The sequence below is a fragment of the Cryobacterium sp. TMT2-18-2 genome, from assembly GCF_004402245.1.
In the GTDB taxonomy this organism is placed as follows: domain Bacteria; phylum Actinomycetota; class Actinomycetes; order Actinomycetales; family Microbacteriaceae; genus Cryobacterium; species Cryobacterium sandaracinum.
The window spans coordinates 83,240-96,061 of the sequence record NZ_SOFU01000023.1; the positions used below are offsets into that span (position 1 = coordinate 83,240).

The 12,822-nt window shown below is 67.6% G+C and carries 12 protein-coding genes and 1 tRNA gene; 3 read left to right on the top strand and 10 right to left on the bottom strand.

Annotation, left to right across the window (positions count from 1 at the left end; genetic code table 11):
• Positions 1-10 precede the first annotated feature (10 nt).
• Positions 11-238, top strand: a complete 228-nt coding sequence (locus E3O22_RS07560) for a sulfurtransferase TusA family protein (protein ID WP_134394168.1) — start codon at positions 11-13, stop codon at positions 236-238.
• 23 nt (positions 239-261) lie between these two features.
• Here the strand turns inward: E3O22_RS07560 and E3O22_RS07565 are convergent, their stop codons facing one another.
• The 10 genes from E3O22_RS07565 to E3O22_RS07610 form a co-directional block, all read right to left on the bottom strand.
• A complete protein-coding gene (locus E3O22_RS07565; protein WP_134394169.1) occupies positions 262-1,380 on the bottom strand; it encodes a D-alanine--D-alanine ligase family protein in 1,119 nt (372 codons plus the stop codon).
• Positions 1,283-2,380 (bottom strand): NAD(P)H-dependent glycerol-3-phosphate dehydrogenase, encoded by a 1,098-nt coding sequence (locus tag E3O22_RS07570; protein ID WP_104103030.1) that lies wholly within the window; start codon positions 2,378-2,380, stop codon positions 1,283-1,285. The genes E3O22_RS07565 and E3O22_RS07570 overlap by 98 nt, the downstream gene beginning before the upstream one ends.
• 19 nt (positions 2,381-2,399) lie before the next feature.
• The gene (locus E3O22_RS07575) at positions 2,400-3,095 is read right to left on the bottom strand and encodes a 1-acyl-sn-glycerol-3-phosphate acyltransferase (protein ID WP_241976563.1); all 696 of its coding nucleotides are present in this window, start codon (positions 3,093-3,095) and stop codon (positions 2,400-2,402) included.
• A 133-nt stretch (positions 3,096-3,228) separates the two neighbouring features.
• The gene (murA, locus tag E3O22_RS07580; protein ID WP_233194190.1) at positions 3,229-4,551 is read right to left on the bottom strand and encodes a UDP-N-acetylglucosamine 1-carboxyvinyltransferase; all 1,323 of its coding nucleotides are present in this window, start codon (positions 4,549-4,551) and stop codon (positions 3,229-3,231) included.
• Positions 4,552-4,649: 98 nt separating this feature from the next.
• On the bottom strand, positions 4,650-5,258 hold the full coding sequence (gene leuD, locus E3O22_RS07585) for a 3-isopropylmalate dehydratase small subunit (RefSeq protein WP_134394170.1): 609 nt from the start codon (positions 5,256-5,258) through the stop codon (positions 4,650-4,652).
• A gap of 3 nt (positions 5,259-5,261) precedes the next feature.
• Complete coding sequence (gene leuC / locus E3O22_RS07590) at positions 5,262-6,707, bottom strand: 3-isopropylmalate dehydratase large subunit (protein WP_134394171.1); 1,446 nt, start codon at positions 6,705-6,707, stop codon at positions 5,262-5,264.
• A 199-nt stretch (positions 6,708-6,906) separates the two neighbouring features.
• Complete coding sequence (locus tag E3O22_RS07595) at positions 6,907-7,749, bottom strand: PP2C family serine/threonine-protein phosphatase (protein ID WP_241976556.1); 843 nt, start codon at positions 7,747-7,749, stop codon at positions 6,907-6,909.
• A 44-nt stretch (positions 7,750-7,793) separates the two neighbouring features.
• Complete coding sequence (locus tag E3O22_RS07600; protein ID WP_134394172.1) at positions 7,794-8,819, bottom strand: TerC family protein; 1,026 nt, start codon at positions 8,817-8,819, stop codon at positions 7,794-7,796.
• A gap of 239 nt (positions 8,820-9,058) precedes the next feature.
• Positions 9,059-9,131, bottom strand: a tRNA-Glu gene (locus E3O22_RS07605).
• Between the two features lie 56 nt (positions 9,132-9,187).
• A complete protein-coding gene (locus tag E3O22_RS07610) occupies positions 9,188-10,087 on the bottom strand; it encodes a diacylglycerol kinase family protein (RefSeq protein ID WP_134394173.1) in 900 nt (299 codons plus the stop codon).
• A gap of 55 nt (positions 10,088-10,142) precedes the next feature.
• On the opposite strand from E3O22_RS07610, the gene E3O22_RS07615 reads away from it, so the two are divergent.
• The gene (locus E3O22_RS07615; RefSeq protein WP_134394174.1) at positions 10,143-10,781 is read left to right on the top strand and encodes an MBL fold metallo-hydrolase; all 639 of its coding nucleotides are present in this window, start codon (positions 10,143-10,145) and stop codon (positions 10,779-10,781) included.
• Positions 10,782-11,051: 270 nt separating this feature from the next.
• Positions 11,052-12,722 carry a hypothetical protein gene (locus E3O22_RS07620; protein ID WP_166784591.1) on the top strand — a complete coding sequence of 557 codons (1,671 nt, stop codon included), beginning with the start codon at positions 11,052-11,054 and terminating at the stop codon, positions 12,720-12,722.
• The last annotated feature ends 100 nt before the right edge of the window (positions 12,723-12,822 follow it).

Genomic DNA, 12,822 nt, shown 5'->3' on the forward strand with positions numbered 1-12,822 from the left:
GAAGCCCGACATGGCACAGTACGTACTTGAGACCGACGGTCAGGTCTGCCCGTTCCCGCTCGTGGAGGCCGGAGCCGCAATCGAGAAGCTCGACCTCGGCGACGAGCTCACCATCAACTTCGACTGCACGCAGGCGACGGATGCCCTGCCACGCTGGGCGGCGGAGAGCGGCTACCCGGTCACCCACTTCGATCGCGTTGGAGAAGCCCACTGGACCATCACGGTGCAGAAGGCCTGATCGCCGGGCGCGCGGCAGGGCGGCTAGACCGCCAGGTGCAGCGCGGCCGGCGCGGCGCGGCGGGCGATCGCCACCTCGATCAACTCATCAATCAACTGCGGGTAGGTGAAGCCACTGGCCAGCCAGCAGCTCGGGAACATCGAGATGGGGGTGAACCCGGGCATAGTGTTGATCTCGTTGATCACCCAGCCGTCATCGGTGAGAAAGAAGTCCACCCGCGCCAGGCCGGCGCCATCGATCGCGTCGAACGCGCGGATGGCCAGGGCCTGCATCTGGGCGAGTTCCTCGGAGGTGAGGTCGGCCGGGCAGACCAGGTCGATGCCGGACGCACCGAGGTACTTGGCGGCAAAGTCGTAGAAGTCCCGCCCGGTGACCCGAACCTCGCCGGCGACGGATGCCCGCGTCGGCTCGCCAGGACGCCCCTGCAGCACTGCGATCTCGAGTTCGCGTCCGCGCAACCCGGCCTCGATCAGAACCTTGTTGTCCTCGAGCAGAGCAACCCGCATCGCCTCGGCGAGCTGGTCCAGGCTCGACACCCGACTCACGCCCACGCTCGACCCTGCCCGTGCCGGCTTCACGAACACGGGCAGCCCGAGCTCCTCGGCCGCCGCGAACGCCATCCCGGGGGCCTCGACCCAATCGCCGGCGGTGAGGGTACGCCACGGGGCGACCGGGAGGGCAGCCTGCTGGAAAACGGTCTTGGTGAAGTGCTTGTCCATTCCGAGCGCCGACGCGAGCACACCTGAGCCCACGTAGGGCAGCCCGACGAGTTCGAGCAGCCCCTGCACGGTGCCGTCCTCGCCGAACGGGCCGTGCAGGATCGGGAAGACCAGATCGACGTTGCCGAGCGAACGGTAGCCGGCGCCGTCACTGACGGTCAGCTGGCGGCTGAGGCTGCTCTCCGGCCACCGGATGCGGGTGCCGTTGTCGAAGACCTCCGGCAGTTCGGCCGCGTCCAATGTGAACCGGGCCGGGTCATCCGCTTCGAGCACGAAGGCTCCGTCGCGGGTGATGCCGACCGGAATGACGTGGTAGCGGTCGCGGTCAATCGCCGCCAGGACGCCGCCCGCTGTGGCGCAACTGATCGAATGTTCGCTTGACCGACCCCCAAAGAGCAGCGCCACCGTGAGCTTGTTCGTCATCAATCGTCCTTTCGCCCTGCGGCTCCGCTGAGTCCGTGGTCAGGTGCGGGGCGAGATCCCGCGGTTTCAGAGTACCGGCCAGCACCTGGCGGACCTGCTCAACGATGGGCATGTCCACCCCCTTGGCGCGGGCGAGATCGAGAATGGGGCCGACGGACGCAAGACCCTCGGTGGTCTGCTGCATCTGCTTGACGACATCGTTGATGCCGTAGCCCTGGCCGAGGAGCCGGCCGGCGGTGTTGTTGCGCGACAGCGGCGACTGGCAGGTCGCGATCAGGTCGCCCAGGCCGGCCAGGCCAGCCAGCGTCTCCGGATGCGCGCCGTAGGCCACCGCGAAATCGGTCATCTCCACGAGACCGCGGGTGATGATCGACGCCTTCGTGTTCTCCCCGTAGCCGACGCCGTCGACGATGCCGATGGCCACGGCGATGAGGTTCTTCAGCACGCCGCCGAATTCGGTGCCGATGACATCCGTGTTGACGTAGGAGCGGAAGTAGCGGTTGCGGGCCAGCATGGCAACGGCCTGCGCGGTCTCGAGGCTGTTCGAGGAGACCACGGCCGCCGTCGGCTGTTCCTTGGCGATTTCCAGGGCCAGGTTGGGTCCGGAGATCGCCGCGATCAGGTCGGGGTTGATCGGCAGGATCTCGGCGATGATCTGGCTCATGCGCAGGCCGGACCCGCGCTCGACGCCCTTCATCAGCGACACCACGATGGCGCCCGGAGCCAGGAACGGCTCGGCCAGGATCAGGTTCTCGCGCAGCGACTGGCTCGGCACCGATACGAACACCTGCTCGGCGCCGGCGAGGGCCAGGTCGAGCCTCGCGGTGGCCCGCAGGCCCTCCGGCAGGTTGATGCCGGGCAGGTAGTCGCTGTTGCGCCGGGCCTCGGTGATCTCGCGGGCGAGCTCGGGACGGCGGGCCCACAGCACGACGTCGGCCCCGCCGTCGGCCAGGATCTTGGCAAACGTGGTGCCCCAGCTGCCGGCACCGAGAACGGCCACCCGTTTGCCTGGCTGAACCTTAGGCTTCAAAACGTCCGGTCTCTCTCTGATCGTGTTCGGCCGGATTCCAGCGCTTGGACGGCGCCGCCTCACCCCGAAGATCTTCGAGCAACCGGGTGATGGCGGCCATGACGAGCGCGGTGGCCTCGTTGAGCGTCGCCGGGTCGAGGTTGCGGCCCCGGAACTGCGCGAGGTCGAGCGGGTCACCGATCTTGACCAGCACGGTCTTGCGCGGGAACAGGCTCAGCCGCTTCGAGTAGCGCGGCATGATCGCCTGTGCTCCCCAGTGGGCCACCGGCACGATCGGGATACCCTGCTCGAGAGCGATCCGCACGGCGCCGGTCTTGCCACGCATCGGCCACAGCGCGGGGTCGCGGGTCAGCGACCCCTCCGGGTAGACGACGACCATCTGGCCACGTTCTACCAGCCGCTCGGCCGCCTTCACGGGCTCGCTGCCGCGCACGCTGCCGCCGCGCTGCACCGGGATCTGCCCCGACCTGTGCAGCAGCCACCCGATCACCGGGATTTTGAAGACGGATGCCTTCGCCATGAACCGGGGCGCGCGCCCCAGATTCCAGCTCAGCACCCCCATCAGAAGCGGGTCGATCTCGCTGAAGTGGTTGGGCGCCATCACGAACGCTCCCGAGCGGGGGAACTTCGCGGCGTCGGTGACCTTGTACCGCACGGCGAGATTGATCACCGGAAGGATCATCATCGCCAGCACCCAGAACACGGATGGCCGTCGGGTCTCCGAACGCTCCCGCCCGGGGTTCACGACGCCACGAGAGATGTGGGTCTGGGGCGTTGGATCGGACACGGACGCTGGATCGGATGCTGGCACAGCCCAATTATCCTTCGAGATCGAAGTCAGCCCCCAACAGTTGAAGTTTGGTGATGAAGTTCTCGTAGCCGCGGCTGATGATTCCGACGTTGCTGACGGTGGAGGTTCCCTTCGCGGTCAACGCCGCGATCAGGTGGCTGAAGCCACCGCGCAAATCGGGAACCTCGATGTCGGCGCCGGTCAGTTTCGTCGGCCCGGTGATCACGGCTGAATGGTTGAAGTTGCGCTGGCCGAACCGGCAGGGGTGCCCGCCGAGGCATTCCCGGTGGATCTGGATGGTGGCGCCCATCTCGACGAGAGCGTCCACGAAGCCGAAGCGCTGCTCGTAGACGGTCTCGTGCACGATCGAGACGCCGTGCGCGTGGGTCAAGGCGATCACGAGCGGCTGCTGCCAGTCCGTCATGAAGCCGGGGTGCACATCCGTCTCGATGATGACGGGCTTGAGGTCGCCGCCCGGGTGGTAGAACCGGATGCCGTCGTCTTCGATGTCAAACGCCCCGCCGACCTTGCGGAACACGTTCAGGAACGTCAACATCTCGGGCTGGCGCGCGCCGCCGACGAAGATGTCGCCGTCGGTGGCCAGGGCCGCTGCCGCCCAGCTGGCCGCCTCGTTCCGGTCGAACAGGGCGCGGTGGTTGTAGCCCTCGAGACGCTCGACGCCCTCGATCCGAATCACCCGGTCGGTGTCGACCGTGATGATGGCGCCCATCTTCTGCAGGATGTTGATGAGATCCATGATCTCGGGCTCGATCGCCGCGCCCTTGAGCTCGGTGATGCCCTCCGCGCGCACGGCGGTCAGGAGAACCTGCTCGGTCGCGCCGACGCTCGGGTAGGGCAGGGACACCTTGGTGCCTTTGAGCCCGTTGGGCGCGGACATCCGGATGCCGTTGGGCTGCTTCTCGACGACGGCGCCAAACTTGCGCAGCACGTCCAGGTGGTAGTCGATCGGGCGGTCGCCGATGCGGCAGCCACCGAGATCGGGGATGAACGCCTCGCCGAGGCGGTGCAGCAGAGGGCCGCAGAACAGGATCGGGATGCGCGAGGAACCGGCGTGCGCGTCGATCGCCGCGAAATGCGCGCTCTCGACGTCGACCGGGTCGAGCAGCAGTTCGCCGGGCTCGGCGCCGTCGGTGACCTTGACGCCGTGCACTTCGAGCAGCTGGCGCACAATGCGCACGTCGCTGATGTTCGGCACGTTCTTGAGCGTGCTGGGGCTCTCCCCGAGAAGGGCCGCGACCATGGCCTTGGTGACCAGGTTCTTCGCTCCTTTCAGTTCGATCCGGCCGACCAGGGGGATGCCGCCGCGGATGGTGATCCGGTCGCCCTGCAGCCCGACGGCCGCGCCCCAGTTCTGGGCGTTCTCGCGGTTCTGCGCGTCCGACCGGTTCTGGTCGTCTTCACGGTCCTGGGTGATTTCGCTGATGGTGCTCACAAACGTACCTGCCTTGCGGGGAGAGTGCGGGGCCGCCATGGCTCCCGGTGGGATTCGAATTCTGCGATCCGCGCTTCATCGCGCAGGGTGAGGCCGATGTCGTCGAGGCCCTCGAGGAGGCGCCACCGGGTATAGTCATCGATCTCGAACGGAACGGTGAGGGCGCCCACGCGGGCGGTTCTCGACACGAGGTCGACCGTCAGTTCGACTCCGGGACAGGCCTCGATGATGTCCCCCAGGCGCTGGGCGTCGGCCTCGGAGATCTGGCCGGCGAGCAGACCCTGCTTGCCGGCGTTGCCGCGGAAGATGTCGCCGAAGCGGGGGCTGAGGACCACGTCGAAGCCGTAGTCGCGGAGCGCCCAGACGGCGTGCTCCCGCGAGGAGCCGGTGCCGAAGTCGGCGCCGGCAACGAGCACGCGGGCGCCCTCGTAGGCCGGATTGTTGAGTACGAAGTCGGGGTCGGCGCGCCAGCGGGCGAAGAGGGCGTCCTCGAAGCCGGTCTTGGTGACGCGCTTGAGGTAGACGGCGGGGATGATCTGGTCGGTGTCGACGTTGGAGCGGCGCAGTGGAAGCGCGATGCCCGTGACGGTTGTGAACTTTTCCATTACTTACTCGTCTCCATTCTGGACCAGGTCCCACGGGCTCGACAGCGTGCCGCGGATGGCGGTCGCCGCCGCGACCAGCGGGGAGACGAGGTGCGTGCGCCCACCCTTGCCCTGACGACCCTCGAAATTGCGGTTGCTCGTGGAAGCGCACCGCTCGCCGGGAGCGAGCTGGTCGGGGTTCATGCCGAGGCACATCGAACAGCCGGCGAAGCGCCATTCGGCGCCGAAGTCGGTGAAGATCTTATCGAGGCCCTCCGCCTCGGCCTCGATGCGCACCCGCGCAGAACCGGGCACCACCAGCATCCGCACGCCGGGGGCCAGGCTATGGCCCTGGATGATGTTGGCGGCGGCGCGCAGGTCCTCCACCCGGCTGTTGGTGCAGGAGCCGAGGAAGACGGTGTCTACCCGGATCTCCTTCATCGGGGTGCCAGCCGCCAGGTCCATGTACTCGAGGGCGCGTTCGGCGGCCGAGCGCTCGTTCGCGTCGATGATTCCGGACGGGTCCGGCACGGTATCGCTCAGGGATACGCCCTGCCCGGGGTTGGTGCCCCAGGTCACGAAGGGTTCGAGAGTGTCGGCGTCGAGCAGCACCTCGGCGTCGAACACGGCGCCGTCGTCGGTGGCGAGGGTGTCCCAGTAGCTGACCGCGTCGAGCCAATCCTGGCCTGCCGGGGCATGTGCGCGACCCTGAAGGTAGTCGTAGGTGATCGCATCCGGGGCCACCATGCCCGCGCGGGCGCCGGCCTCGATCGACATGTTGCAGATGGTCATGCGACCCTCCATGGAGAGGGCGCGGATGGCGCTGCCGCGGTATTCGAGCACGTAGCCCTGGCCACCGCCGGTGCCGATCTTCGCGATCACGGCGAGGATGATGTCTTTGGCCGTCACGCCGGGGCGGAGAGTGCCGTCGACGGTGATCGCCATGGTCTTGAAGGGTGTCAGAGGCAGAGTCTGGGTGGCCATCACGTGCTCTACCTCGCTCGTGCCGATGCCGAGCGCCATGGCCCCGAAGGCGCCGTGGGTGGAGGTATGAGAGTCGCCGCAGACGACGGTGATGCCCGGCTGGGTCAGGCCCAGCTGCGGACCGACGACGTGCACGATGCCCTGCTCGATGTCGCCGAGCGAGTGCAGGCGAATGCCGAATTCCTCGCAGTTGCGCCGCAACGTCTCGATCTGGGTGCGGCTGGTGAGGTCGGCGATGGGCTGGTCGATCGCCAGGGTCGGCGTGTTGTGGTCTTCCGTGGCGATGGTGAGATCGGGGCGGCGCAGAGGGCGTCCGGCCAGACGCAGCCCGTCGAAGGCCTGCGGGCTGGTGACCTCGTGCACGAGGTGCAGGTCGATGTAGATCAGGTCGGGCGTGCCGTCTTCGCCCTTGGCGACGAGGTGTTTGTCCCAAACCTTTTCGGCCAGAGTACGCGGACGTTCGTCCAGCAGTGGTGCATCAGTCATGTGTGTGCGTCTTCCTCAACGATGGGTATGCAGCCAACCAGCAACTCCACGACGAGAGAGGCCTCAGAACTGGGACTCGTCGCGGCAGAGCAGAGGGAGTCGACGCAGCAGCACCCTGACAGGCTAACACTGTGCGTGTGCGAGCTCTGCCTAACGCCCCTCGTTCGAGGGTGCTTTCCGCTGTGTCCACGACGTCACTCTATCTGTGGCTCGCTGCTTCGTTCGTGTCGGCGGTGTCGTCCTGCCCGGGTTTGCCCAGTTCCGACTCCACATAGACGACCGTCACGTTGTCGTGTCCGCCGCGGGCCAAAGCCGCGTCGACGAGCACGTCTGCACGGGACCGGCTGGGCAAGCTATCACCGGCATAGGATGCCAGGATCCTCGCAATCTCGGCCGCGCCGAGTTCCTTGGTCAGTCCGTCGGAGCAGATCAGGAACGCGTGCCGCCCGGACGCCGGTAGCAGCCACACGTCGGCGTCCACGGACTCGTCGGCGCCGATCGCGCGGGTGATCACGTTGCGTTCCGGATGCTGCTCCGCCTCGTCACGGGAAATGAGACCCGCGTCGACCATCTCCTGCACCGCGGAATGGTCGACGCTCAGCTGCGCCAACGTGTGCCCGTCCCAGGTGTAGACCCGCGAGTCGCCGACGTTGAAGGCCATCCAGTGGAAGCCGACGTCGTCGCCGGCGTCGACGAACGCGATGCCCGACAGCGTCGTGCCGGACACCGCGGTGCCGTAGTCGTCGACGGCGCTGAGGTCGCGCACCGCATCATTCGACGAGTGGATGGCGTCGAGCACGCGTTCCGGGGTCGACGGTGCGTCGCAGGCGATGTGTTCCTCGAAGACCCGCACGACCGTCTGGCTGGCCACGTCGCCCTGGGCATGACCACCCATGCCGTCGGCGACCAGGAAGACCGGGGCCTGGGCCAGGAAGCTGTCCTCGTTGACCTTGCGCTCGCGGCCGACGTCGCTCCGGGCACTGAACACGAACCGCACCCGGTTTGCGGGGAGCACCAGTTCGCTCTCACTCTGCGAGGCCACGTCAGCTCCTGTGTTCAAGGGCGTGCGAGGCACGTCGGCGAATGTCACTCCTCGACGTAGTGGGGGGTCTCCTCGGCGAGGGTGTGACCGCGCCGGCGAGCATCCCGCCGAGCCTTGATCAGGCTGGCGATGGTGGCCACGGCCATGGAGACCACGATCACCCCGAGCGAAGTCCAGGTGTCGATCTCCGGAGCCCAGCCCACGCCCTCGCCGCCGTTGATGAAGAAGACCTCATTGTTATGCAGGGCATGGAAGACAAGCTTGACGCCGATGAAGAACAGGATGAATGCGATCCCGTACTTGAGGTATTCGAGGCGTTCGAGCAGCCCGCCCAGCAGGAAGTACAGCTGACGCAGCCCCATCAGGGCGAACACGTTCGCGGTGAACACGATGAAGGGGCTCTGCGTGATGCCGAAGATCGCCGGAATGGAGTCGAGGGCGAAGACCAGGTCGGTGGTGCCGATCGCGAGGAGCACGATCAGCATGGGGGTGAAGACCTTCTTGCCGTCGACCAGGGTGCGCAACTTAGAACCCTCGAAGGTCGACGAGATGTTCATGTGCCGGCGCAGGTAGCGGATCAGGCCATTGTCGGCCTCGTCCACGTCGGACTCTTTCGCGACCGCTTGGTGCACGGCCGTGTAGAGAAGGAACGCGCCGAAGATGTAGAAGATCCAGCTGAAGTTCTCGATCAGCTGGGCTCCGAGCAGGATGAAGATGCCGCGCAGCACCAGCGCGATGATGATGCCCACGATCAGCACCTCCTGCTGGTACTTCCGGGGCACCGAGAACCTCGCCATGATGATGACGAAAACGAACAGGTTGTCGATGCTGAGGCTGTACTCCGTGAGCCAGCCGGCGAGGAACTGCCCCGCGTGCTCGGCGTCGCCCAGAACCAGCATCAGCAGGGCGAAGATCAGGGCCAGTCCCACGTAGAAGGCAACCCACAGGCTGGCCTCGCGCATCGAGGGTACGTGCGGCCGCTTGAAGACGATGAGGAGATCGGCAACCAGGATGAGCGTCAGGACGACGAGCGACCCGATCTCAAACCAGAGCGGGAGAGCAATTTCCATGCGTGTAGAGCCTTTCACGGAAGGGAATGCTGGAGGCAGCAGGAAACCTGAAAGTCTCTCCCGTATCGATGGGTCGATACCGCCGTGCCGGGCCCCTGCGACGCGGCCCGTGCTGACGTCCACGGCGAAGTGCCCGAAACGGGCACAGGGATACTCCCCTTCACTCGGTGGAGTCTACCGGGGGTCTCGCTTAAACAAGACACCCGGTGCCCCTCGAAAATAAGGAAATCGGGCTGTTGTGACCCCAGCGGGATTCGAACCCGCGTTACCGCCGTGAGAGGGCGATGTCCTAGGCCGCTAAACGATGGGGCCGTTTTGCAACTCACCTAATATGCCACACGCCCACAGCTAAAACCAAACTGAGCGGCTCAGGCGTGCACGAGCAGAGCTCCGGGTACCACGTCGACCTGCACCGGCATTGCCCCGACCCGCTCCCCGTCGGCGTAGGCGGCGACCCTGTCGGCGTCGATCCGGATGCTGCGACACCGGGTGATTTCCACCTGCGGCAAGGTTGTATGCGTGCCCGAGAATACCTTCGGGAAGACGCGGAGGAAACCCGCCCGCGACAGCGGGGCCACGATGAAGAGGTCCAGCAGGCCGTCGTCGATCACCGCACCCGGAACGATGCGCATGCCGCCGCCGATCGACACGTTGTTGGCGACGGAGATCGACATGGCGCGCACCCGGCGTGGCCGGCCGTCGACCGTCAGCCGGTAGGAGATGGGCCGAAACGTCGTCAGAACCAGCAGCATGGCCAGGGTGTAGCGGCTCTTCCCGCGGGGCCGGCGCATCCGGTTGGCCCGTTCGTTGACCACGGCGTCGAACCCGGCCGAAAGCACGCCAGCGGACCAGATCGTCGTGTCGCCGCACCGCACCCGGGCGGCGTCTATGGCGCGCGGCGGGCGGGTGAGGGCATCGAGCAGGTGACGGATGGCGGCATCCGTGTCGTCGACCGGGATCCCCAGCCCGCGCGCGAGGTCGTTGCCCGTGCCGCACGGCACGATGGCCAGGGGTCGACTCGTGCCGGCCAGGAGGTTGGTGCCGAGGCTGACCATCCCGTCGCCGCCGACGACCACGAGAGCGTCAACCCGAGACACCAGGGCGCCCTGGACGTCGCGGCGAAGCGCGTCGAAGCTGGGGGCGCTCACACTGGTCGTCTGGTGGCCGCCCGCGACCAAGGCCTGGGCAACCCGAGGGCCGACGTCGCTGCGGCGGCCGAAAGCGGCGGCGGCGTTGATGGCGACGACGAGGTGGAGACATGGAGGCACCGCTCCAGTATGGCCTCAGCTTGCAGCGCTCTGAGATTGGGTATTAGCTCAATTCATGAAACTGACGAAACTCGAGCACGCGGCCTTGATTCTCGACAAGGCCGGCCAGAAGTTGTTCATCGATCCCGGCTCGTTCACAAGCCCGCTCACCGACACCGCCCGGGCCGCCGCCGTCGTGCTCACCCACGAGCACCCCGACCACTGGACCCCGGAACAGCTGGACCGCATCATCGCCCTGAACCCCGACGTGGCGATCTTCGCCCCGGCCGGGGTCGCCGCCGCCGCCGCCGGCTATCCCGTGACCGTGGTCAGCGCCGGCGACATGGTAGAGGCCGGGCCGTTTCGGCTGCGCTTCTTCGGCGGCACGCACGCCATCATCCACACAACGATCCCGGTGATCGACAACCTCGGCGTACTCGTCGACGAGGAGCTCTACTACGGCGGTGACTCGTTTGCGATTCCGGAAGGCGTGACAGTGCAGACCCTCGCCGTTCCGGCCGGCGCGCCCTGGCTCAAGATCAGCGAGGTGATGGACTACGTGCTGGCCCTCGAGCCGCGCCGCACCTTCCCCACCCACGAAATGGGACTCTCCCGGGGTGGCAAGGAACTTTCCAATGCCCGGATTCAGTGGGCCACCGAGCAAAACGGTGGCGAGTTCTTCCCGCTCGAGCCGAACGAGTCCCTCGACCTGTGATGTTTGGCACTCCTTTCGGGGGGTAGCCCTGTAGGAATCCCACAAACGATATATAGTCAGCGCGGAATGCGTTAGCCCTGGCCCCGAACTTTTCCGGGCTTCGGTTCGTGGCCTCTCCCCACTGCTACGGTCGTGTCACTTCGGCGTTCCGCCGTGCCGCGCGGCCGTGAACCACCGGCCGCGACGTCGGAGTCTGACCGCGCACCGCACACCACACCACGCGAGTTCCGGCATGCCCGCATGCCCGCTCACGTCTTTCAAGGAGCCTCAATGACGAGATCTGACCGTGCACTATCCCGCCCAGGCACCATTGGCATTCGCTCCACTGTGGCCGGGCTCAGCCTCATGCTGGTCATGCTGCTGACGTTCTTCTTCCTGACCACCGGGCGGCTGGCCAGCGGCGCCGGAGAACTCTCCACCGGAGCCGTCACGGTCGAAGCCGGCTCACTGAAAGTCACCGGCGGCGCGGCGCAACTCGCCGTGGGCGCCGAAACGCTGTCGGAGGGCGCGGCCGCCGCGGCCGCCGGTGCGGCCGACCTCCAGGCCGGGGCGACCCGGGCCAACACGGGCGCCGTCAGCCTGGCGACAGGTGCGGCGAACGCTTCGGCCGGCGCCGGCACCCTCCTCGACGGAGCACTCACGAGCGTCAGCGGCAGCACCAGGCTGGTGCTCGGCGCCGAATCGGCCGCACGGGGCGCGGAGACGCTGTCCGCCGGCGCCGCCACCGCCGCCAGCGGAGCGAGCGCTCTCGCCACCGGTGCCGGAGCTACTGCGACCGGTGCGGCGACTCTCGCCGCCGGCGTCGCCACGACAGGGACCGGCGCCATGAAGGTCTCCGCCGGCGCAACGCAGGTTGCCGCGGGTGCGGCAACCCTGGCCACCGGCGCCGGCCAGGCAGCCCTCGGCGCCAGAACTGCTCGCGACGGCTCGGTCCTGCTCGCCGTGGGAACGGCATCCGCCGCCCAGGGCACGAACCAGGCCCGGCGCGGCGCCGAGGCCCTCGCGCTGGGGGCCACCGAACTCAGCGACGGAGCTAGCCGCGTCGCTGCGGGCGCCATGAGGCTGGATGCCGCCCTCGCCACCCTGGCCGACCAGGTCGAGGCGGACACGATCACCCCGGACGCCCTTCTGGCCACTCTCCAGGGGCTGAGCTCCGCCGCCTCCAGCCTGCACACGGGCACCACGGGGGTTGAGTCCGGGGCTGTTGCCCTTCGGGACGGTTCGGCCGTCCTCCGTGACGCATTGACGCCCCTGAGCGAGGGCACTGCGGTGCTCCAGACGAGATCCGCAGAACTGCGCGACGGGCTCACAACCCTCGCCGCCGGCGCGGCCCAGGTGTCTGGCGGAGCTACCGCGGTGGCCGCGGGGACAGGTGCCGTCGCGACGGGGGCCTCGGAACTCCAGGTCGGTACGCAGGCCCTCACCGCCGGTTCCGAACGGGTTGCGGCCGGCACCAGCGCGGTTTCCACCGGTGCAAGCTCGCTCCAGGGCGGCACCAGCCGAGTAGCCGCCGGCGCCTCGTCGTTGTTCACGGGAGCGACGACCCTGGCGACTGGCGCCGTGAGTCTCGCCGACGGCGCAACCCGCATCTCGATCGGCGCCGGGTCATTGACCGACGGCACGCAGACCCTCGCGGCGGGGGCATCCACGCTGGTCACCGGCACCACTGCGCTCGAAACCGGGTCTACCGCCCTGGCCGTGGGCACCGAGAAGGTATCGGACGGCTCCGGGACGCTCCTGGACGGCGCGAACACGCTCGCCGCCGGCACCGCCGAGCTGAGCGCCGGCTATGCCAAGGTCGCCGCGGGTTCAGGCAAGCTGGCCGATGGCGCCGAGACGCTGAGCTTCAATCGCGCGGCTCCCGGGATCATGGTCCTGATCGGATTGGTCCTGGCAGGGACAACCGTCTGGCTGATCCGTCGCCTGAGAATAGTGCGCTGACCGAGAACCGATCGGCAGCAGGGCCCGGATCCACTGATCCGGGCCCTGCCCTGTCCGGCCGAAGACCACAGAAGGAGATGCACCGCCCCTGCACAGGGCG

Coding starts and splice junctions, on each gene's coding strand:
- E3O22_RS07560 (WP_134394168.1), top strand. CDS start 11: ATGGCACAGTACGTACTTGAGACCGACGGTCAGGTCTGCCCGTTCCCG.
- E3O22_RS07565 (WP_134394169.1), bottom strand. CDS start 1,380: ATGACGAACAAGCTCACGGTGGCGCTGCTCTTTGGGGGTCGGTCAAGC.
- E3O22_RS07575 (WP_241976563.1), bottom strand. CDS start 3,095: ATGATGATCCTTCCGGTGATCAATCTCGCCGTGCGGTACAAGGTCACC.
- leuD (WP_134394170.1), bottom strand. CDS start 5,258: ATGGAAAAGTTCACAACCGTCACGGGCATCGCGCTTCCACTGCGCCGC.
- leuC (WP_134394171.1), bottom strand. CDS start 6,707: ATGACTGATGCACCACTGCTGGACGAACGTCCGCGTACTCTGGCCGAA.
- E3O22_RS07600 (WP_134394172.1), bottom strand. CDS start 8,819: ATGGAAATTGCTCTCCCGCTCTGGTTTGAGATCGGGTCGCTCGTCGTC.
- E3O22_RS07615 (WP_134394174.1), top strand. CDS start 10,143: ATGAAACTGACGAAACTCGAGCACGCGGCCTTGATTCTCGACAAGGCC.
- E3O22_RS07620 (WP_166784591.1), top strand. CDS start 11,052: ATGACGAGATCTGACCGTGCACTATCCCGCCCAGGCACCATTGGCATT.